Origin of the sequence: Microbacterium resistens (genome assembly GCF_021172025.1) — a bacterium.
Classification (GTDB): Bacteria; Actinomycetota; Actinomycetes; order Actinomycetales; family Microbacteriaceae; genus Microbacterium; species Microbacterium resistens.
Window position 1 is genome coordinate 3,888,898 of sequence record NZ_CP082781.1, and the last position, 20,731, is coordinate 3,909,628.

A 20,731-nucleotide genomic window follows, 5' to 3' on the forward strand; every position below is an offset into this window, starting at 1 on the left:
TGTCCCGAGCGGCATGCGGCGCGCTCGTAGAATGTGCGAGGGCGCGGGCACCGAGCCGCGCCCGACCGTTCCCCGGGAGATTTTCGTGGCCCTCATCGTGCAGAAGTACGGCGGATCCTCCGTCGCCGACGCGGAGAGCATCAAGCGCGTCGCCAAGCGCATCGTCGACACCCGCCGCGCCGGGCACGACGTCGTCGTGGCCGTGAGCGCGATGGGCGACACGACGGACGAGCTGCTCGACCTCGCCGCCGAGGTCGCGCCGATCCCCGCCCCCCGGGAGCTCGACATGCTGCTCTCCAGCGGCGAGCGGATCTCGATGGCGCTGCTGGCCATGGCCATCCACTCGATGGGCTTCGACGCGCGCTCCTTCACCGGTCCCCAGGCCGGGATGCGAACCGACAGCCGGTACGGCGCCGCCAGGATCGTGGAGGTCACCCCCACGCGGCTCCGTGAGGCGCTCGACGAGGGGGCGATCGTCATCGTCGCGGGGTTCCAGGGGCTCAACGACGACACGCAGGACATCACGACGCTCGGCCGCGGCGGATCCGACACGACCGCGGTCGCGCTCGCCGCGGCGCTCGAGGCCGACGTCTGCGAGATCTACAGCGATGTGGACGGCATCTTCACCGCGGATCCCCGTGTCGTGCCGATGGCGCGCAAGCTCGGCACGGTCGGGAGCGAGGAGATGCTGGAGCTCGCCGCCAACGGCGCGAAGGTGCTCTACATCCGCGCCGTCGAGTACGCCCGTCGTCACGGGGTGCTCATCCACGCCCGGTCGACCTTCACGTCGAACGAGGGCACCTACGTTCTGGGCGAGGGCATGAAGAACCCCCGCGAATCCGAGGGAGACGCCATGGAAGAGCCGATCGTCGCCGGGGTCGCCACCGATCTCAGCCAGGCCAAGGTCACCGTCACCGGGGTCCCGGACGTCCCGGGCAAGGCCGCCGAGATCTTCAAGATCGTGGCGAAGTCCGGCGCGAACGTCGACATGATCGTGCAGAACGTGTCGCCGGCCTCGACCGCGCGCACCGACATCTCCTTCACGCTGCCGAAGTCGGACGCCGCCGCGGCGCTCAAGGCGCTGGCCGCGGAGCAGCAGGAGGTCGGGTTCGAGAGCCTCGTGCACGACGACCAGATCGGCAAGCTGTCCGTGGTGGGGGCGGGGATGCGCACGCACTCGGGCGTCTCCGCGATCCTCTTCGAGGCGCTGTCCACCGCCGGGATCAACATCGAGATGATCTCCACGTCCGAGATCCGCATCTCGGTCGTGCTGCGTGGCGACGACCTCGCCGAGGCCGCGCGCACCGTGCACACCGCGTACGGTCTCGACGGCGAGGTGGAGGCGGTCGTCGCCGCCGGCTCCGGCCGCTGATCCACCCCTCGGTCGTTGAGCGAGCGAAGCGAGACGAAACGCCCTCCGCTCCGCCCCGGTCGTTGAGCGAGCGGAGCGAGACGAAACGCCGCCCGATCTGCACACGTCGCTCCGATCCGCACAGGATTCCAGGGAGAGCATGTGCAGATCGGGTCCGAGTGTGCAGATCGGGGCACGCGGTCCGGCGGAGCGGGTGAGGCTCGGGGTCAGGCGGACAGCCAGTCCGCGAAGGAGGGACCGATCCGCAGGGCGTCCGGGCCGGGAAGGTTCAGGCCCGCGCGCATCCCCCGCATCTGCGCGTTCGGGACGGACAGCGCGACGACGGGCCCTCGGCGACCGTCCCGGCGGACCTGGGCACGGATCATCTCGGCCAGGCTCTCCTCGCGCGGACCCGTGACGTCCGCAGCGCGTCCCTGCGCCCCGGCGGCGACGAGGCTCACGAGGTGCCCGGCGAGCGCCGCAGCCGACACCGGCTGCACCCGAGCGCGAGGCGCGAACTGGATCGGCCCGAGACGGGACTGTGCGGCGACCTGGCCCGCGAACTCGTGGAACTGCGTCGCCCGGAGGATCGTCCACGGCGCATCGGACGCGACCACCTGTTGCTCCTGCGCGAGCTTTCCGGCGTAGTACCCGGCGGGGTTTCGGTCCACTCCCACGATCGACAGCGTCAGCAGATGGCGGATGCCGTGGCGCGACACCGCCCGCAGGAGCGTCGCGGTGGTCGCCTCGTAGAAGGCGGTGGCGGTCCGGGCGTCGAGCGTGGGCACGCTCACGGCGTCCACGATCGCGTCGACCCCGTCGAGAGCGGCGTCGACGCCCTCGCCGGTGCGCAGATCCACGCCGGCGGTGCGCGCGAGCACGACGCTGTCATGGCCGGCGGCGCGCGTCGCCGCGACGATCTTCCTGCCGATCGTTCCGGTTCCTCCTGCGATCGCGATCCTCATGCGTGTCCTCTCCTGCAGCGGGCCGCGGCGCGGTCCCTCACCCTCCCGACGACGCGGCACGCGAGAATGTGAGCACGCCCCCGCGCCTCGGTCGTGCGCGGCGGGAGGGAAGGGGTGCGGATGTCCGGCGACACAGGGACCGCCGAAGCCGAGCGTCCGCGGCTGATCGCGGTGGCGTTCCGCATGCTGGGCGAGCTCGCGGAGGCCGAGGACGCGGTGCAGGAGGCATACGTCCGGTGGTACGGGCTGGACGACGCGGAGCGCGCGGCGATCCGCGTGCCCGGCGCCTGGCTGACCCGCGTCGTCTCCCGGATCGTGCTGGACGTCCTCGGGTCGGCGCGGGCGCGCCGGGAGCGGTACGTGGGCGAGTGGCTGCCCGAGCCCGTGCCGGCCGAGGCGCTGCGGGTGGCCGGAATCCACGGGACCCCTCCGGGAGATCCCCTCGATCGCGTCTCCCAGGCGGAGAGCGTGTCGACGGCGCTTCTGCTCCTGCTGGAGGCGCTCACCCCGGCGGAACGCGTCGTCTTCGTGCTGCACGACGTGTTCGGCGTGCCGTTCGACGAGGTGGCGGCCGCGGTCGGACGCACGCCCGCCGCCTGCCGCCAATTGGCCTCGTCCGCCCGTCGTCACGTCCGAGAGGGGCGGCGCGTCCGCGCGGATGCCGCGCGCCACGACGACCTCGTGCAGGCGTTCGCCGCGGCGTGCCTCTCGGGGGATCTCGCCGCGGTCGTGGCGGTGCTCGACGACACCGTCACCCTCCGCTCCGACGGAGGAGGGGTCGTCTCGGCGGCCCGGCGCCCGGTCACGGGCGCGACGGACGTCGCGCGGTTCCTGCTCGGCCTCCTCGCGAAATGGCCGGATGCGGAGGTCGAGGCCGTGCGCACGGGCGACGGCCTGGCGCTCGTCGCGAGGCAGGGCGGCGCCGTCACGACGGTGGTGAACGTGGGGGCCGGTCCCGACGCGGTCACGGACGTGTGGATCATGCGCAATCCGGAGAAGATGCGGTTGTGGAACCGCTAGACTCGCTCAAACCCTGACACCGGCGCCAGGCGCGGATCCCTCCGCCACACCCGGCGACCGCGTCTGCGCCTCGAACGCCTCACCGCTCGACGCCTAGGAACCCTCATGACCCGTATCTCCGATTCCGGACTCTCCCTCGCCATCGTCGGCGCCACCGGCCAGGTCGGCACCGTCATGCGCGACATCCTGGCGGAGCGCTCCTTCCCGATCCGGGAGCTGCGACTGTTCGCGTCGGCGCGGTCGGCCGGCACGGCCGTCGAGTTCGGCGGAGAGACGATCCTCATCGAGGACGTCGAGACGGCGGATCCCGCGGGCATCGACATCGCGCTGTTCTCGGCGGGGGCGACGGCGAGCCGCGCCTACGCGCCGCGCTTCGCCGCGGCCGGCGCCGTGGTCGTCGACAACTCCAGCGCCTGGCGGATGGACCCGGAGGTCCCGCTGGTGGTCAGCGAGGTCAACCCGGAGGCGATCGCGCACACCCCCAAGGGCATCATCGCCAACCCGAACTGCACCACGATGGCGGCGATGCCGGTGCTGAAGGCGCTGCACGAGGAGGCGGGGCTGGAGCGGCTCATCGTGAGCACCTACCAGGCGGTGAGCGGATCGGGGCTGGCCGGCGCGCAGGAGCTGCTCGGCCAGGTCGAGGGCGTGCTCGCCCAGGGCGACACCCTGCGTCTCGTCCACGACGGCTCCGCGGTGGACTTCCCGCAGCCGGAGAAGTACGTCGCCCCGATCGCGTTCGACGTGATCCCCCTGGCCGGATCCGTCGTCGACGACGGGCTGAACGAGACCGACGAGGAGAAGAAGCTCCGCAACGAGAGCCGGAAGATCCTGGGTCTGCCGGACCTGCGCGTGGCGGGCACGTGCGTGCGCGTGCCGGTGTTCACGGGTCACTCGCTCTCGATCAACGCCGAGTTCGCACGGGACATCACCCCCGATCGTGCGCGCGAGGTGCTGGCCGGCGCCCCCGGCGTCGTGCTCGAGGAGGTCCCCACTCCGCTGTCCGCGGCGGGCAAGGACCCGAGCTTCGTCGGCCGGATCCGGGCCGACCAGTCGGCACCGGAGGGCAAGGGCCTCGTGCTCTTCCTCAGCAACGACAACCTGCGCAAGGGCGCGGCGCTCAACGCCGTCCAGGTCGCAGAGCTCGTCGCCGACCGTCTCGGCCGCTGATCGGCGGGGCGGGGCGACACGTGGTCGGGGGGCCTCGCGCCCGGAACTAGACTGGTCGGGTGACTGAATCCGTCGACGTCGTCCTCATCGGCGGTGGCATCATGAGCGCCACCCTGGGTACCCTGCTGCACGAACTGCAGCCGGACTGGAAGATCGTCGCCTTCGAGCGGCTCAGCGACGTGGGGCAGGAGAGCTCCAACCCCTGGAACAACGCGGGAACGGGTCACGCCGCCCTCTGCGAGCTGAACTACATGCCGGAGAACGGCGACGGCCCGCTGGATCCGGCCAAGGCGATCTCGATCAACGAGCAGTTCCAGCAGAGCCGGCAGTTCTGGAGCGCGCTGGTCGAGCGGGGGGTGCTGGACGCACCGTCGACGTTCATCAACTCCACGCCGCACATGACGTTCGTCCGCGGTGAGAAGGACGTCGCCTACCTCAAGAAGCGGTACGAGGTCCTCAAGGAGCAGCCGCTGTTCGCGGGCATCGAGTACAGCGAGGACTCCCGGGTCATCAACCAGTGGGCGCCGTTGCTGATGCAGAAGCGCCGGGCGGGCGAGCCGTTCGCGGCGACGCGCGTCCCCTCGGGCACCGACGTGGACTTCGGCGCCCTCACCCACCAGCTCTTCGACCACCTCGCCGAGAGCGGCGTCGAGGTCCGCACGGACCATGAGGTGCGCAGCCTCAAGCGCCGCAAGGACGGCACGTGGCGGGTCGGCTACCGCAACGCGATCGGCCGCACGCCCGGTCAGCTCGACGCGAAGTTCGTCTTCGTCGGCGCGGGCGGCTGGGCCCTCAAGCTCCTGCAGAAGTCCGGGATCCCGGAGATCCGCGGCTACGGCGTGTTCCCGATCGGCGGGCAGTTCCTGAAGACCACGAACCCGGCGGTGGTGGCCCAGCACAAGGCCAAGGTCTACTCGCAGGCCTCGGTCGGCGCGCCGCCGATGTCGGTCCCGCACCTGGACGCCCGCGTCGTCGACGGGGAGTCCTCCCTCCTGTTCGGTCCGTTCGCGACGTTCAGCCCCAAGTTCCTCAAGAACGGATCGATGCTCGACATCGTCACGCAGGTCCGTCCGCACAACCTGTGGCCGATGCTGCGCGTCGCGTTCGCGAACCCGGACCTCATCACGTACCTGCTCGGCGAGCTGGCGAAGAACCATCGCAAGAAGGTGGACAGCCTGCGCGTCTTCATGCCGACGGCGAAGGACGAGGACTGGACGCTGATCCAGGCGGGCCAGCGCGCCCAGGTGATGAAGAAGGATCCGAAGAAGGGCGGGATCCTCCAGTTCGGCACCGAGGTCGTCGCGGCCGAGGACGGATCCATCGCCGGTCTGCTGGGCGCGTCCCCGGGCGCGTCGACCGCCGTCCCGATCATGCTCGGTCTGCTCAAGCGCTGCTTCCCCGAGCAGTACCCGGGGTGGGAGCCGGAGCTGCGTGCGCTGATCCCGACGCTCGGGCAGACGCTGAACGGCGACGCCGCGGCGGCGGAGGCGTCGATGTCCACCACCGCCTCCGCGCTCGACCTCACGGCCTGACGGTCCGCCGTGGCGAAGCTGTACTTCCGCTACGGGGCGATGAACTCCGGAAAGTCGACGGCTCTGCTGCAGGCGGCGTACAACTACGAGGAGCGAGGCCAGCACGTGCTGCTGGCCAAGCCCGCGATCGACACGAAGGGCGCGTCCCAGATCGAGAGCCGGCTCGGGATGACGCGTGAGGTCGACTTCCTGATCGGGGCGGAGGACGACGCCCGAGCCCTCTTCCAGCGGGAGCGCGATCGCGTCCGCGGGGAGGCGACGGCGGGGCTGCTGCCGCAGGAGCCGGCGGACGTGGCGTGCCTGCTCGTGGACGAGGCGCAGTTCCTCACGCCTGAGCAGGTCGACGACCTGTTCCGGATCGCCGTGGAGGACGGGATCCCCGTGCTCGCATACGGGATCCGCAACGACTTCCTCACCCATGCCTTCCCGGGGTCTGCCCGGCTCCTCGCCATCGCGCACACGCTCGAGGAGCTGAAGACGATCTGCCGCTGCGGGCGCAAGGCGGTGTTCAACGGCCGTCGTGTGGGGGACGCGTTCGTCTTCGACGGGGAGCAGGTCGCGATCGACGGTGCCGCCGTGACGTACGAGTCCCTCTGCGGCAACTGCTATCTCCAGGAGTCCGGCGGCCGCCTGAGCTGATCCGACTCGGCGGATCCCGCGCGTTCACCCGCCCGCTCGTTGAGCGAGCGCAGCGAGTCGAAACGCAGCACGTCCCCCGCGCCCTCTGGTCGTTGAGCGAGCGCAGCGAGTCGAAACGCAGCACGTCCCCCGCGCCCTCTGGTCGTTGAGCGAGCGTAGCGAGACGAAACGCAGCACGTCCCGCGCCACCTTCCGGTCGTTGAGCGAGCGCAGCGAGACGAAACGCGCGCCATCCCACCCCGACCACCGGGCTTGCGTGGTCAGACCACACGGCATATCCTGTGGTCAGACCACAGGAGGATGTATGACCGAGAGCGCGGACGCCCCGGTGCGCGCCTGGCGCGCGGTGCTCGAGCACATCGAGCGCGACCTCCTCGACGGCCGCCTCGGTCCCGGCGACCGCCTGCCCTCCGAGCGCGATCTCGCCGCCGATCTCGGCGTCGGGCGGTCCAGCGTCCGCGAGGCGCTGCGGGTCCTCGAAGTCATGGGGCTCATCCGCACGGCCACGGGATCCGGTCCGCAGGCGGGCGCGATCGTGATCGCCGCCCCGGGAGGGGGCCTGTCCGCGCTGTTGCGTCTGCAGGTTGCCGCGCAGGGCTTCCCGATCGCCGACGTGGTGCGGACGCGCCTGGTGCTGGAGGAGGCCGTGACGGCGATGGTCGCCGCGGATCCCGAGCGCGACACGACCGCTGCCCACGCGATCCTCGACGCGATGGACGCCCCCGGTCTGAGCAGGTCCGAGTTCCTGGCGCTGGACGCCCAGCTCCACCTGGCGTTGGCCGAGGCCTCCGGGAACGCCGTCATCGCGGCGATGATGACCGGGCTGCGCGAGGCGATCGAGTCCTACGTGATCCAGGGATCCGCGGGCATCGACGATTGGGACGCGATGGCCCAGGCGCTGCGTCACGAGCATCGACACATCATCCGGGCGGTGGACGAGGGGGCGGCCACCGAGGCCTCCGCCCGTGTCCGCGACCACATCCTCGGCTACTACGCCGCGACCGGTCTCACCTGAAGGAAGGGCATCCATGGCATCCCGCATCCCCCGTCAGCTCCCCAAGCCCGCGGAGATCTTCGAACTGATGAAGTTCAAGGCGCCCGAGCTGGACGGCACCAAGCGCCGTCTCGACTCGGCGCTGACGATCGCCGACCTGCGCACGATCGCGAAGCGGCGCACCCCGAAGGCGGCCTTCGACTACACCGACGGCGCCGCCGAGGGTGAGCTCTCGCTGGCGCGGGCCCGTCAGGCGTTCGAGGACGTCGAGTTCCACCCGGGGATCCTCACGCCGGCACCCGACCTGGACACGTCGACGACGATCCTCGACGGTCCCAGCGCGTTGCCGTTCGGCATCGCCCCCACCGGCTTCACCCGCCTCATGCAGACCGAGGGGGAGATCGCCGGTGCCGGTGCCGCCGCCGCGGCCGGGATCCCGTTCACGCTCTCCACCCTCGGGACCACTTCGATCGAGGGCGTCAAGGCGGCCAACCCGACGGGTCGCAACTGGTTCCAGCTCTATGTGATGCGTGATCGCGAGATCTCCTACGGTCTCACCCGCCGCGCGGCCGACGCGGGTTTCGACACGCTGATGTTCACCGTCGACACCCCGGTCGCGGGGGCGCGTCTGCGCGACAAGCGCAACGGCTTCTCCATCCCGCCGCAGCTGACCCTCGGCACGATCATCAACGCGATCCCGCGTCCGTGGTGGTGGTTCGACTTCCTCACGACCCCGAAGCTGGAGTTCGCCTCCCTCAGCAGCACGGGCGGCACCGTGGGCGAGCTCCTGGACGCCGCGATGGACCCGACGATCAGCTACGAGGACCTGGACGTGATCCGCGGCCTGTGGCCGGGCAAGCTCGTCGTCAAGGGCGTGCAGACGGTGGAGGACGCCGCACGGCTGAAGGACGCGGGCGTCGACGGGATCGTGCTGTCGAACCACGGCGGCCGTCAGCTCGACCGCGCGCCGATCCCGTTCCACCTGCTGCCGCACGTGCGCCGTGAGGTGGGGGAGGACTTCACCGTCATGATCGACACGGGGATCATGAACGGTGCCGACATCGTGGCGTCCGTCGCGCTGGGCGCCGACTTCACGCTCATCGGCCGCGCATACCTGTACGGGCTGATGGCCGGCGGGCGCCGCGGAGTGGACCGGACGATCGCGATCCTCCGCAGCGAGATCGAGCGGACGATGCGCCTGCTCGGCGTCTCCACGCTGGCGGAGCTGGAGCCCGCGCACGTCACGCAGCTGACGCGGATGGTGCCCGTGTCTCCGGCCGCCGCGGAGTCGGTCTCACCCGGTCGCTGAGCGACCGCCGCGAGCCCCCTCCGTCCGTCGAGCGAGCGCAGCGAGTGACCCTCCGGTCGTTGAGCGAGCGCAGCGAGTCGAAACGCGGCATCTCCGGTCGTTGAGCGAGCGGAGCGAGTCGAAACGCGCTGCCCCGGTGCCGGGCGCGTTTCGTCTCGTCGCTGCGCTCCTCGCTCAACGTCCGGTGGGTGTCTGTCGTTGAGCGAGCGCAGCGAGACGAAACGCGCTGCCCTCGTCAGCGGCGCGGGAGCGTCGGCAGCAGGGCGTCCAGGTGGTCCGCGGTGTCCTCCCAGCCCTCCACAGCCACGCAGGGGACGCCGAGAGCCTTCACGGGGTAGTCGTTGCCGCCCTCGTCCAGCCGGTCGCCGTAGAAGAGCATCTCGCCGTAGGGGATGCCGGTATGCTCGGCGAGCTCGCCCATGCCGTACGCCTTGTCGATGCCGGCGCGCGTGATGTCGATCGAGGTGGAGCCGCCGGAGCGGACCTCCAGGTCGGGCAGGAGCGGCGCCACGGCGTCGCGGAGCGCGCGGCGCTTGGCGCCGTCCGGGTCCCACGCCTTCTTCGCGTCGCCGGGAGCCTTCTGCCCGAGCGCGGAGAACGTCACCTGCGACCCGCGGTCCTCCAGGATCGGCCCCCACGGCTCGGCCTCCCAGAGGCCGAGCCGACGTGCCTCCTCCTCCAGGGCCCGGAGCGCCTCGGCGGTCTGCTCCGGAGTGAGGTCGCGGGCGTAGACGAGCGTGAAGTCGTCGCCGTCGTGGCGCAGGTAGCGCGTGCCGCAGGTGGGCATGAGGTGGATCCGGGCGAGCGTCGCCGTGTCGACGTCGGTTCCGAGCTGCGAGACGACCTGCGTGCGGAACTGGTCCTCGTTTCCGCCGGAGATGATCGCGACCTCGACCCGGGACGCGAGGTCGATCAGCAGGCGGGCGATCCGCGGATCGATCGGGCTCTTCGAGGGGGCGAGGGTGTCGTCGAGGTCGAAGGCGACCAGGCGCGGTGCAGTCATGGTGTGCTCAGCTTATCCGGCGGACCTGGGCCTTCCCGCTCGGCGTCGGGGCCGGAGCGGGGGAGAACGAGAGAGGGACCGATCCGTGGATCGGTCCCTCTGATGTGTCGGGGTGACAGGATTTGAACCTGCGGCCTCTTCGTCCCGAACGAAGCGCGCTACCAAGCTGCGCCACACCCCGTGGCAACCGTTCGAGTCTATACCGAAAACTGCGTGCGTCCGAATCGGGTCACCGCCCGGGAGCGTTGCGCGGCGGTCCGAGGTCCGGCTCCTGGTCCCCGAGCTCACCACATCGCCTTCCCCTTCCGCTCGACCAGAAGCTGTTCCAGTGAAACGAGTTGTGGCGAGTGCGCGTCGATCTGTTCGCGCACCCAGTCCGGGCAGTCGCGGTCCTTGAGTGTGACGCGCTTCGACTGATCGAGCGTCAAGCTCCCGCATCCGTAGATGAACGCCGATTCATCGAAAGCCGACACAACGCTGGCGGCTTGGGGAGCCAGAAGACGATAGAGGAGCTTTGTCCGTCGGCCGCAGAATCAAAGACGTTCGGTGTGCCGCCCATTGGGGTGGGGCTTTCGGCCGGAGGGCGTCCGTCCACAAGGAAGTTGACGCGAGCATCTGGGAGATCTGCTTTCGTCAGCACCGATCCGATTCTCGTCCCAGGCACGTTCATCTTCATGCTCGTCGCTAGGGAGTTGATTGCGGACGCGGCGCTCTTCTCAGCTCGCTCTCGTGCGGAAGGGGAGAAGGAGCATCCGCCCAGGGCGAGGATGAGCAGGATCGAGATGAATGCGGCCGCGATGCGTCTCTGGGTCACCACCTCAGGACCGCCGTCCACGTCTGTAGCGGCGGTTCGAGCGGGCTCGGCGAGATCCGCCGCTGAGCGAGACGGAATCGTGAATACTCACCAGGTCGTCCTGCCCTTCTGCTTCGTCAGGACCTCTTCGAGCGAGACAACCCGGATCGTCGAGCTCGTGAATCGGGCAGCCACCCATCCGGGGCATTCGCTGTCGGCCAGCGTCACGCTGCGGTCCGCCGCGAGGGTGAGGCTGCCACAGCCATAAGCACGCGCTGTCGTGGAGAAGACGGAATCGATCGTTGCTTCTTGATATGTCCAGAACTGAACTCGTGAACGAGTGCCGTCGCCCGATGATTCGAACACCACGACTTCCCCTGTGTGAAGCGCCGAATCTGCCGCCTGTTCATGCGCGTCGAGGAGGTGTAGGACACCGACCGTTGCCAGATCTTCCGAGGTGAGTGCCTTCCCTACCTTCGACGCGGGAACTTCAGATTTCAGTCTTGCCGCCACGTCGCTGACGGAGAACGCCACATCCTTCTCGGCTTCGTCTCTTCCCGAACCTCGGGATGCCCACGAGCATCCGGAGAGGCCGATGCAGAGAACGGTCGCAAGGATCCCGGCCACGAATTGCGTGGCATGGAGTGCTCTCACCATGTCGTCGTTCCCTTTCGTGCCGTCAGCACCTCTTCCAGATCGACGAGTTGTGGCGAGCTCTGGGCCAACAGGCCAGCGATCCAATCCGGGCAGATGACATTCCGGAGTTGCACGCGCCGGTCGATGGTCAGGCTGAGCTCAGCGCATCCGTAGATGTTCGCGGATGTCGTGAACACCGAGGTGACGCTGGCGCCTTGATACAGCCCAAAAGTGATCTCCGAGCGTGTGCCGCTTCCGGTGGATTGGTACACCGTCGGGGTTCCTCCGCGGAGTACGCGGTCATCTGCGGGAGGCCACGACCTTTCCTCGAAGAAAGAGATCCGGACATCGACGAAATCATCGCGCGTCAGGGGAAAGCCGATCCGTTCGGCAGGCACTTTGTCCTTCAAGTTCACAGCTAGGGAGTTGATTGCGGATGCGGCGCTCTTCTCAGCTCGCTCTCGTGCGGAAGGGGAGAAGGAGCATCCGCCCAGGGCGAGGATGAGCAGGATCGAGATGAATGCGGCCGCGATGCGTCTCCGGGTCACCACCTCAGGACCGCCGTCCACGGCTGTTCCGGGTCTCCCGGGCAGGGCGCGGTCAGGCGTGCGTTGAGCGCATAATCCCCTGCGGGCAACCACGTGTCGCCGGGAGCGTCCTCTCGCATGAAGGTCTGCATCTTGTGAGGGCGCTCCCAAGCCAGAGTCTCCGTGTCCTGTTCGCCGATCGCACCGATGCCGTCGTTGCGTCGGAGACCGAATCGGATCTGGCCACCACAGGAGTCGAAACCCGTGACGTTGAACGACACAGGACCGCCATCGTGTACACGGAAGGTCATGTAATAGGTCGTCGGTTGCCCGCCGACAAGGGTCCCACTGAGCGACACGGACGAGGCGTCGAGAGCGGAGTTCGCCACCGTGGCGTAGCGGTCAGCCCCGGCCGTGTTCGGATGAAAGGACTGCGCGGATAGCGGGGCGGGCACGTTCGGCCCCAGGCCGGTCCATTCCGCAAGGGGCTCGTCGCCGGGGGTCAGCTCGAGCATGAATCCGTTGATCAGGGTATCTGGGGTGCAGAGGTTCGCGCCGGCGAAGAGGTACTGCGGATCTTGGTAGGTTACGTGCGCTCCCGCGGCGTCGGCTGCTTCGGTCAGGGCCGCGTTCAGCTTGTCGGCCACGGAGTTCAACCAGGGGAGGTCTCCGCTGCGCACGGAGACGCATGCGCCGCTGCTCTCGAAGATCATGGGGTACCCGAGCATGAGAATACGTGCATTGGGAGCATTGTCACGGATCTCGTTCAGGGTCGCGGAAACGAGGTCTGGAAGGGCGGAGAGCCTGTCGGCGACGACTTCTCCCAACGACAGACCCGTGCTCGTCCCTACGGACTCACAATCATCCGGGGAGGAGATCGTGCCGAGGATCACGCAGGATTTGATGATCTCCTCGAAGCCCAGGTCGTTGCCGCCGATCGTGAGGGTGACAAGTGTCGTGTTCTCGTCAACGAACCCGCGATCTAGCTGGTTGCGCTCTGCGAATCGCTGTTTGGAGCCGGAAACCTGGTCGCTTTGTACATGACGTGTTTCTGCACCCGAACAGGCAAGCAGGTGAAAGTCGAGGCGCGGGTCCTGTGCCGCCGTGAGAGCCCGAGCCGGCTGTCCGGGGATGTTCGGAGGCTCGATGCCATACGGCCACGCCGCAGTTGAGCGGTGGCACGCGTTTCTGTTCGGGTCGGGCGCGTAAGAATCCTCGGGGTCATCGGGATCGCCGTCCTGCAGAGCCTTCCTGCCGTGATGGTCGCTTCCGCGGAAGAAGCCCGAGCCGTCCCCGGGAGAGGTGCCCTCGCCGGAGGAGTAGGAGTCACCGAGTGCGACGATGAGGTCGGCCGGCTTGGCGGGGAGCGGTTCGAAGGCCACGGCATCCCATGCGATGTCGTCTGCCCCTGAAAGTGCGCTCGCCAGGTCTTCGTCGGCGTACTGGGCGTCGTTGTTCGCCAGCGTGATTCGTGGTGTGCCCGCGAAGGGAAGTGCACCGAGCGAGACCCATTCGTTGGCGTAATTGCGCTGATTGACGATCCGCGTCGTCGTCTTCACGCCCGTCTCGATCTGGTACGAGGCCTGTTGCGTCCAGGCGCCGTGGTTCGGCATGTGGACGTAAACCCGCGCCCAGCCATTCAAGGGCTGGTCGAGTGTCCACGTGCCTGCGACGTCGAGGGCGCCGCCGAACGCCTCGGCGGTGTCGGGCACGCGCACATGAGTGAACCAGAACTGCCCGTTGAACCCGGAACCGAGTTGATGCAGGTCGACCTTTGACGGGTAGAGCCCGGCCGCATCCTGAGCGAAGCGGAACTCGAATGTCCCCGCGCTGGAGACCGGGGAGCAACCAGAGCGCGTCGGCGGTGAGCCTGACGGCAGGTTGTCGATGATCAGAGCGCCTGCGGGAAGTTCGTCTACCGAACAGTTCGGCGGGTAGCTGCCCGCCGCCGAGGGCTTCGGCTCCCCGATGTCGTACATCAACGTCTCTCGTCCGCATTCCGTGGAGCAGTCCTCCTTCCATTCCGCAGAGAAGTGGAACCAGCACTCCGAGTCAGCACGCGTGCACTTCGCCGCGGTCGCAGGGTCGCAACTATTGGTGGCATCACAGAAGAGGTCAGGCTCGGGTTTGACTTGTCGTCGGAAGGTCTCGCCGTTGTCGTTGTCAGCGGCTGTCCACCAGGCGGGTGTGAAAGCGGGAAGGTAGGTGAACGTGTCGCCGAGCGGACCCTGGTCGACGGAATCGATGAACTGCGCAGAGTGCGCGGCGAAACCGAGTACCTTCTCCGGGTACGGCCACCGTTGAGGGTTCGCCGCATCTGCGGGGGAGTTGTCGAGGAATGGTCCGCGGTTGGCGGCATAGATCGGGTTGATCGGATTGTTGGACCAGCCGACTCCCCAGCGGTCGTTCGACGGCGTAGGTGCTTTGAACCCGGTGTTGTAGGTCCACAGGGCGTAGAACCAGTTCTCGAGATAGGCGGGATTGCCGTCGTTGATCTTCATCCCCGCGGCGTGCAGTTCGTTCCACTTCTCGATGAGGATCTGAAGGCCTCGCGCGATGTTCGCCTGGTAGTCGGTCGCGATGGCGAGTTGATCGGCGTAGGGCATCTCGCCCTGTTCCATTCCGTCTGTCACCTGCGCGATGCCATATCCGCAGTCGGCGTTCTCGTAGTCGATCTGCCACCATGCATCGTCTGCGTCGCTGAGCCGGTCGATGCCGTAGTAGTTCCCGATCAGCGGGTTGCCCGGCACGCCGGGCACGGAGTATCGAGACGCCTGCCAGACGTTGGACTCCTGCGCGAGGACACCGAGCATGATCTGCACGGGTACACGGCCGCCTCCTGCAAGTGCGGGCCGAGGGAACGACGGATGCAGATCTTGCTGCACGGCTTGACTCACGGCCCATTCGACCTCCGCAGGCCGCGGTTGCATCGCCTGGATCGCTGGGTCGTTCCGCGGCACCGCACAGATACTTCCGCTGCTGACAGGGGAATCGGGGACCATCGCGGGCGGTGCGTCCCGTCGAAACTCGTCCTGCGAGGTCGATGAAGGCGAGGACGGGCTATCGCTGGTGTCGACCTCGAACTCGAGCTGTGTATCGGTCTCGACCACCCTGGCGCTGATCTGTGTCGACGTGGTGGCGTCCGGGGCGGGGGAAGCGGACCCGAGCGGTGCGGCCGTAGCGAACGACGTATCGATGAACAGCGCCCCATCCGCCGAGAGGGTACCGCCCACGCTGCTTCCTTCCAGCGCCATGACATGCGAGGGCAGGCCGTCGGAGACTTCGTTCGGCGTTCCGAGGATCGCAATGCTGCCGTCCGCCGCCGTGGCGAGGCCGAGCTCCGAGAGCACACCATCTGCGAGCTGTGTCGGATCGCCGGAACCGTCGCCGGCAACGAGCATCGCTTGCGCCTGGGTGCCGTCGTGCTGGAGGTACGTGAGCGAACCGTCGACGCTCAGACTCAGATCGAAGGCCTGTCCTTGGGTCTTAATCAGGGATGACGTGCTTCCGTCGTCGCCGATCAGGGACAGCTCGCCCCCTGTCGCGCCGACGATCCCGCGTGAGGTGGGGATTGCGGACGTGACGAAGTCGGCGACATCAACCTCCTGTCGGTCGCTCGGATCCGATGCGGAGAGGCGGGTGAGGTGGGTGGCCCAGGTGTCCGAGAACGCGGAGAACACCGCGTGGTCGTCCTGGCCGCACCCGGGGTTGAAGTAGGCGAGGCTGAAGCCCCTGCCCAGCTCAGTGACGGAGCCCGTGTCGACCTCGACAACGGCCCCAAACGCGCCGCGCGTGAAGAGTACTTCGTCGTTCGTGAAACCGCGGGGTCCGTAGACGACGGCAAGCCAGCGTTTGTCGGCTGTCATGCATGCGTTGCCGATCCACCGGTCGGTCTCGAGATTGAGAGTGCCGAGCGCCGCGATCTCGGTCCAGGTGTATCCCTCGCTCTCGCGAGCGGTGAGGACACGGAGCGCGGTGCTGTCGCCGGACAGAGTCCAGGCGATGTCGTCGCTCGTCCGCCAGTCCGGCCCGAGGACGTCCTCACGCTGGTCCTCGGGCACGCGGTCCTCCGCGGTCGCAGAGAAGTCGGCTTCGATGGCGATCCGCTGTGTCTCGGAAGGGCGTGGCGGCGCCGTCCCCATCAGCGGTGCGGTGGGTGCGCCGTTGCTCACGGCGGCAAGGAATGCGAGCAGCATCCCGCTTGCGGCGAGGGCTTTGGGCGCCGGTGGAAGCATCATGATCCCTACAGGTACGCCGTCTCGTTCGCCTCGACAGCACTGGCATGCGATACAAGGTCCAAGACTGCTCTTCGCTGCTGGGTCTAGTCAAGAGTGTCTGTGTCGGCGCCAGAAAAAGGCTGTAATCGTAGGTATTGATGCCTCAAGTGGGAGAAGTCACCCATTGACTGGCTGGCATGCACTTATTATCTTGCGATCATGAACTGGCATCCAGAAGAACTGTCACGGAGATCGATGCTCAAGCGGGCCGGGGTCACGCTGGGGATGGGCGGCATGGCCGCGCTTGCCTCGCTGCCGTTGGCACCCCGTCCGGCGAGTGCGACGGAGCCGTCTGATCCTGCGGAGCTCGACACCATGGCTCGTCAGGTCGTCGACCAGGTGCGACAGAACAGCGCGCATGTGGGCGGCCGTCTCGAATCTCTTCCCTATCAACGGAAAGGACCGAACGGCGTGGACTGGGATTTCAACCTCACGAGTGGCGGCACCATCGAGATCCGTGCGGACTGGGGTGAACCCTTCCTCGATTCCTGCCGTGCCCTGGCCTATGTCCGCTTCGGCGTGTTCTACCGGGACCTGTACGGGCAAGAACAGATCAGCAACTCGATCCAGATCAATCATGATCAGAAGAACGCCTGGTTCAAGTTCTGGAGAGATTCGGGGACCGGTTCGTGGACAGACCAGTTCCCTGCTGGCGCGTTCGGCTTCTATGCTCGTGTGCCCCGCTCTGACTGCTACGGTGGCCGCATGTACCACGGGTGGGCCCCCGACGGCACCTTCCATGGCGCAAACATGCCCTTCTACTGGATCGCTCGGTACAACACCTATTGACATCCACAGGTGGACGTGACGGCGCTACGACGCTTTCCGCTTGCTGCACCATACCTGGCGACGCGGGAGCGGATGCGCCGTCAAGGCGGCGGCCCTCCGGATGTCAGAGGCGCCGCAGAACCGTCAGGCCTTCGCCGTGAGGGTCAGGAGGGTCGCCTCGGGGCGGCAGGCGAAGCGCACCGGAGCGTAGATCGAATGTCCGCAGCCCGCGCTTACGTTCAACGGGACGCGGTGGGCACCGTGGCTCCAGGTGCTCAGGCCCTTCGCCTGCTTGAGCGGGATGTCGCAGTTGGCGACGAGAGTGCCGAATCCGGGGAGGCAGACCTGGCCGCCGTGCGTGTGGCCGGCGAGGACGGCGTCGGCGCCGAGGTCGACGAGCCCGTTGAGCACCCGCTGGTACGGCGCATGGGTGACACCCAGGACCGGGATGCCCGCGGGACGCGGGCCGAGGGCGTCGATGGCGGAAGGGAGAGCGTCGAGGTCGTCCCAGTCGCGGTGCGCATCGCCGACGCCGACGAGGTCGAGTCTCCGTCCGCCGATCTCCATCGTCGCGGCGGTGTTGTCGATGCCCACCCAGCCGATCTCGTCGGTGAGGAACCGGTCGAGAGCCGCGGTGTCGAGTCGCTCGGCGTCCGGGACGTCTCGCGAGGGGCTGAGGAAGTACCGGAACGGATTGCGCGGCGCGGGGACGAAGACGTCGTTCGAGCCGTGCACGAAGACGCCGGGCACGCCCGCAAAGGGGGCGAACGCGCGCCGGATCCCTTCCAGGCCGTCGCGGTGACCCAGGTTGTCCCCGGTGTTGACGACGAGGTCCGGCTTCAGATCGGCAAGAGAAGCGAGCCAGCGCTGCCGACGCTCCTGCCACGGGGCCATGTGCGCATCGGACACGTGCAGGATCCGCAGGGGAGCGGAGCCTGGCAGGAGCGCCGGGGCGGAGACGTGCCGCACCGTGTACAGGTGCCGTTCGATCCCCACGCCCCAGATGACCGCGGACACGCCGACGGCCCCCACCGCGCCGAGCGCGATGAGGGCCGGGTGCGCCGGACGTGCCACTACGGGCAATTCTGCTTCGAGTAGTTAACCTGGACCGTGGTGCCCTTGGCGACCGATGTTCCCGCCGCCGGGTTGGTGTCGGTGACCTTCGGACTGCCGCCACCCGGCGTGCACTGGCCCGTGATGCCTACGAGTCCGGACTGCTCGAGGGCCTTGAGCGCATTGTTCAGGGCCTGGCCGCTCACGTCCGGCACGGCGGTTCCCTGTCCGTTGCTGGGAGAGATCGTGACGACGGCACCGCTGGCGACCTGGCCTGCGCCGGGATCCTGCGCCGCGATGACTCCGGGTGCGAGCGCGCTGGCGACAGGCGCGCCGACTGTGACGTCGAAACCGGCATTCTCCAGTCGACGCACCGCGTCTTCCTGGCTCATGCCCACGACGTTCGGAAGGTCGACGTAAGTGCGCTTGAGGAAGTTGTCCGGCGGGTCGGGGAACTCATCGCCGCCCGCGGTGACGATATTCGCTGCCCCCTGGAGGCGCGCGGCCAGCGGGAAACGGATGTTGGTCACGTCGCTGTTGTCCGTGTAGAAGTAGTTCAGATCCACGTCCTGCGCGTTGGGGGTCCATCGGCCCGGCGCCTCAGGGTCGTAGCCGACGTACTGCCCGACCCAGACGGCGGTAGCCGCCTTGGTGCTCGACTCGACGAGCATCGTCTGAGAGTTGTTGTGCGTTCCGGTCTTGCCGATCAGCGGGGTGCCGTCGTCCGGATTCCCGGCCGCGCCGGTTCCGCCGTTCATCACGCCTTCGAGCGCGTAGGCCGCAGCCGCCGCGATCTCCGGTTTGATGACCTCGCGGCATTCGGTCTTCGGGAGCGGCACGTCATTGCCGTCCGGCCCGACGATCCGGTCGATGGCGTGCGGGGTGCAATAGACGCCCTTGTTCGCTACCGTCGCGTACGCGGCGGCGATATCGACCGGTGCGATGTTCTGATCGCCGAGGACGTTGAACGGTACGCCGTTGATCAGCGTGCCAGTGGGCTGGTAGTCCGGGTCGGAGACCGATCCGCCGTCGCCGCGCTTGATGCCCATTCGCTCGGCGACTTTGTTGATGTCGCAGACATTGAGCTTCTCCGCCATCGCGAGGAACCCGCTGTTGAGCGAGCGCCGGGTGAAGCCCATAACGGTATCCGTGTTTCCACGGTCCCCTCCGGCGTTTCCGATGATGTCGGAGCCGCCCCAGACGAGCTCGCCGTTGCAGCCCTCCATCTTCGTGAACTTGCGGTTGGTGCCGTTGAGCGTCTCGTTGACGGAGTGTCCCTTTTCGAGCCAGTCGATCAGTGTGAACAGCTTGTACGTCGATCCGGCGCTGAATCCGCTGGCGGAGCCGTGCGCCGAATCTGCGGCGAACACCTGGGCGCTGTATCCCGGACCGGCGTCGGTCTCGCTGAATTCCGTGTTCTGGGTGATCGCCAGGATGCGTCCGCTGTCCGGCTGGATCGTCACGCCGGCGGCACCGAAGTTCATGCCGTCGATGGTCCGCGGTGCGAGCTCGCCCATCGCGGCCAGAGCCGGGTCCTGGACGTCGAAGTTCAGCGTCGTGTAGACGTCCAGACCGCCCTTGAGGAGCTTCTCCTGGCGCTCCTCCCAGGTCTCGCCGAAGGCCGGGTCGTTCTCCAGCGTGGCTCGCACGTACTGGCAGAAGTAGGCATAGCCGCCGGCATCGCCGCAGCCCTGGCTGGGCGTGCTGATCACCGGGGTGATCGGCTCCGCGTGCGCCGCGTCGTACTGCTCCTGGGTGATCTTGCCGTCGTCGAGGAGGCGGCCGAGCACGTAGTTGCGCCGTGTGAGCGTCTCGGAGTAGCCGTCCGCGGCGCCGTTCACCTCGTTGTCGGGCTGGTCGATCCGGTACTCGTTGGGGTTCTGCACCATGCCGGCGAGCGTCGCGGCCTGGTTGAGCGTGAGGTTCGCGGCGGACGTGCTGAAGTAGCGCTGCGCGGCGGCCTCGATGCCGTACGTGGTGCCGCCGAAGCTGACGAGGTTCAGGTACCCGATGAGGATGTCGTTCTTCGAGTACGTCTTCTCGATCTGCATGGCATAGCGCATCTCCTGGAGCTTGCGCTGGATGCCCTCGGAGCCGTCCGAGTTCGCCGCCGCGTTCCAGCAGTCAGCGAGCTGCTGGTCCCGCTCCTCCTGCGGCAGGTTCAGCTTGACCCCGCGCTCGCACTCCTGGAGCTGCACGTTCTTCACGTACTGCTGGCTGATCGACGAGGCGCCACGGGTGGACGAACCGCGGAGGTTGTCCACGAGGGCCTTGGTCGTGCCGACGAGGTCGATCCCGCCGTGGCTGTAGAAGTTCTTGTCCTCACTGGACAGCAGCGCGTCGTACATGACGGGCGCGACCTGGTCGAAGTTCAGTGGGATGCGGTTCTGGTCATAGAACCGCGCGAGCTGACGCTGGCTGCCGTCTCGATCCGTCGCGTAGATCGTCGTCGCCTCCATCGGCCGGTCGACCTCGAGGTTGGAGGGGAGGTTCTCGAACAGGTCGATCGACTGCGCGGCCGCGGCGCCGGCGACGGTGAACACCGGGGTCACGCTCGCGGTGACGAGGACGCCGGCGACGGTGCTGAGACCGACGAGCCCGGCCAGGCCGCCGAGCACACCCTTCAGCGTTCGTTTGGACTGAGGCATACGCTAGATCGTAAGGGAAGACCCTGAGTACCGTCTCTGACGCGCG

At 67.9% G+C, this 20,731-nt stretch carries 16 protein-coding genes and 1 tRNA gene; 8 read left to right on the plus strand and 9 right to left on the minus strand.

Translation table 11 applies throughout. The features are described from left to right. Nucleotides 1-85: 85 nt before the first annotated feature. A complete protein-coding gene (locus K8F61_RS18355) occupies nt 86-1,372 on the plus strand; it encodes an aspartate kinase (protein ID WP_067247553.1) in 1,287 nt (428 codons plus the stop codon). Between the two features lie 206 nt (nt 1,373-1,578). Here K8F61_RS18355 and K8F61_RS18360 read toward each other — a convergent pair whose 3' ends face one another. Continuing rightward, nucleotides 1,579-2,316 (minus strand): SDR family oxidoreductase, encoded by a 738-nt coding sequence (locus tag K8F61_RS18360; protein WP_231820196.1) that lies wholly within the window; start codon nt 2,314-2,316, stop codon nt 1,579-1,581. A gap of 120 nt (nt 2,317-2,436) precedes the next feature. Here K8F61_RS18360 and sigJ point away from each other — a divergent pair, with 120 nt between their 5' ends. The 6 genes from sigJ to K8F61_RS18390 all read left to right on the plus strand — a co-directional run bounded on the left by sigJ (nt 2,437) and on the right by K8F61_RS18390 (nt 8,980). Continuing rightward, complete coding sequence (gene sigJ, locus K8F61_RS18365; protein ID WP_067247559.1) at nt 2,437-3,336, plus strand: RNA polymerase sigma factor SigJ; 900 nt, start codon at nt 2,437-2,439, stop codon at nt 3,334-3,336. 105 nt (nt 3,337-3,441) lie between these two features. Then, the gene (locus K8F61_RS18370; RefSeq protein ID WP_067247561.1) at nt 3,442-4,506 is read left to right on the plus strand and encodes an aspartate-semialdehyde dehydrogenase; all 1,065 of its coding nucleotides are present in this window, start codon (nt 3,442-3,444) and stop codon (nt 4,504-4,506) included. A 101-nt stretch (nt 4,507-4,607) separates the two neighbouring features. Continuing rightward, nucleotides 4,608-6,038 carry a malate dehydrogenase (quinone) gene (mqo, locus tag K8F61_RS18375; protein ID WP_231821582.1) on the plus strand — a complete coding sequence of 477 codons (1,431 nt, stop codon included), beginning with the start codon at nt 4,608-4,610 and terminating at the stop codon, nt 6,036-6,038. Between the two features lie 9 nt (nt 6,039-6,047). Further along, a complete protein-coding gene (locus tag K8F61_RS18380) occupies nt 6,048-6,677 on the plus strand; it encodes a thymidine kinase (RefSeq protein ID WP_231820197.1) in 630 nt (209 codons plus the stop codon). A gap of 304 nt (nt 6,678-6,981) precedes the next feature. Then, nucleotides 6,982-7,692, plus strand: coding sequence for a FadR/GntR family transcriptional regulator (locus K8F61_RS18385; RefSeq protein ID WP_231820198.1), 711 nt, complete (start codon nt 6,982-6,984; stop codon nt 7,690-7,692). Between the two features lie 13 nt (nt 7,693-7,705). Next, nucleotides 7,706-8,980: an alpha-hydroxy acid oxidase gene (locus tag K8F61_RS18390; RefSeq protein WP_231820199.1), complete on the plus strand. Its 1,275-nt coding sequence runs from the start codon at nt 7,706-7,708 to the stop codon at nt 8,978-8,980. 235 nt (nt 8,981-9,215) lie between these two features. Here K8F61_RS18390 and K8F61_RS18395 read toward each other — a convergent pair whose 3' ends face one another. The 6 genes from K8F61_RS18395 to K8F61_RS18420 all read right to left on the minus strand — a co-directional run bounded on the left by K8F61_RS18395 (nt 9,216) and on the right by K8F61_RS18420 (nt 16,177). Next, nucleotides 9,216-9,983, minus strand: coding sequence for an HAD-IIB family hydrolase (locus K8F61_RS18395; RefSeq protein ID WP_231820200.1), 768 nt, complete (start codon nt 9,981-9,983; stop codon nt 9,216-9,218). Nucleotides 9,984-10,090: 107 nt separating this feature from the next. Next, nucleotides 10,091-10,164 (minus strand) — tRNA-Pro (locus K8F61_RS18400). A 103-nt stretch (nt 10,165-10,267) separates the two neighbouring features. Continuing rightward, the gene (locus tag K8F61_RS18405; RefSeq protein WP_231820201.1) at nt 10,268-10,411 is read right to left on the minus strand and encodes a hypothetical protein; all 144 of its coding nucleotides are present in this window, start codon (nt 10,409-10,411) and stop codon (nt 10,268-10,270) included. 473 nt (nt 10,412-10,884) lie between these two features. Continuing rightward, the gene (locus K8F61_RS18410) at nt 10,885-11,433 is read right to left on the minus strand and encodes a hypothetical protein (protein ID WP_231820202.1); all 549 of its coding nucleotides are present in this window, start codon (nt 11,431-11,433) and stop codon (nt 10,885-10,887) included. After that, nucleotides 11,427-11,828 carry a hypothetical protein gene (locus K8F61_RS18415; protein ID WP_231820203.1) on the minus strand — a complete coding sequence of 134 codons (402 nt, stop codon included), beginning with the start codon at nt 11,826-11,828 and terminating at the stop codon, nt 11,427-11,429. Before K8F61_RS18415 ends, K8F61_RS18410 begins: the two co-directional genes overlap by 7 nt. Nucleotides 11,829-11,956: 128 nt before the next feature. Then, nucleotides 11,957-16,177 carry a GDSL-type esterase/lipase family protein gene (locus tag K8F61_RS18420; RefSeq protein WP_231820204.1) on the minus strand — a complete coding sequence of 1,407 codons (4,221 nt, stop codon included), beginning with the start codon at nt 16,175-16,177 and terminating at the stop codon, nt 11,957-11,959. A gap of 198 nt (nt 16,178-16,375) precedes the next feature. On the opposite strand from K8F61_RS18420, the gene K8F61_RS18425 reads away from it, so the two are divergent. Then, nucleotides 16,376-17,005, plus strand: coding sequence for a hypothetical protein (locus tag K8F61_RS18425; protein ID WP_231820205.1), 630 nt, complete (start codon nt 16,376-16,378; stop codon nt 17,003-17,005). Nucleotides 17,006-17,128: 123 nt separating this feature from the next. Here the strand turns inward: K8F61_RS18425 and K8F61_RS18430 are convergent, their stop codons facing one another. Together K8F61_RS18430 and K8F61_RS18435 are read right to left on the minus strand one after the other, a co-directional pair. Next, on the minus strand, nt 17,129-18,058 hold the full coding sequence (locus K8F61_RS18430) for a metallophosphoesterase (protein WP_231820206.1): 930 nt from the start codon (nt 18,056-18,058) through the stop codon (nt 17,129-17,131). Beyond that, a complete protein-coding gene (locus K8F61_RS18435; protein ID WP_231820207.1) occupies nt 18,058-20,685 on the minus strand; it encodes a transglycosylase domain-containing protein in 2,628 nt (875 codons plus the stop codon). Before K8F61_RS18435 ends, K8F61_RS18430 begins: the two co-directional genes overlap by 1 nt. Between the last annotated feature and the right edge of the window lie 46 nt (nt 20,686-20,731).

Coding starts and splice junctions, on each gene's coding strand:
- K8F61_RS18385 (WP_231820198.1), top strand. CDS start 6,982: ATGACCGAGAGCGCGGACGCCCCGGTGCGCGCCTGGCGCGCGGTGCTC.
- K8F61_RS18370 (WP_067247561.1), top strand. CDS start 3,442: ATGACCCGTATCTCCGATTCCGGACTCTCCCTCGCCATCGTCGGCGCC.
- mqo (WP_231821582.1), top strand. CDS start 4,608: ATGAGCGCCACCCTGGGTACCCTGCTGCACGAACTGCAGCCGGACTGG.
- sigJ (WP_067247559.1), top strand. CDS start 2,437: ATGTCCGGCGACACAGGGACCGCCGAAGCCGAGCGTCCGCGGCTGATC.
- K8F61_RS18360 (WP_231820196.1), bottom strand. CDS start 2,316: ATGAGGATCGCGATCGCAGGAGGAACCGGAACGATCGGCAGGAAGATC.
- K8F61_RS18425 (WP_231820205.1), top strand. CDS start 16,376: ATGAACTGGCATCCAGAAGAACTGTCACGGAGATCGATGCTCAAGCGG.
- K8F61_RS18390 (WP_231820199.1), top strand. CDS start 7,706: ATGGCATCCCGCATCCCCCGTCAGCTCCCCAAGCCCGCGGAGATCTTC.
- K8F61_RS18395 (WP_231820200.1), bottom strand. CDS start 9,983: ATGACTGCACCGCGCCTGGTCGCCTTCGACCTCGACGACACCCTCGCC.
- K8F61_RS18435 (WP_231820207.1), bottom strand. CDS start 20,685: ATGCCTCAGTCCAAACGAACGCTGAAGGGTGTGCTCGGCGGCCTGGCC.
- K8F61_RS18410 (WP_231820202.1), bottom strand. CDS start 11,433: ATGGTGAGAGCACTCCATGCCACGCAATTCGTGGCCGGGATCCTTGCG.
- K8F61_RS18420 (WP_231820204.1), bottom strand. CDS start 16,177: ATGATGCTTCCACCGGCGCCCAAAGCCCTCGCCGCAAGCGGGATGCTG.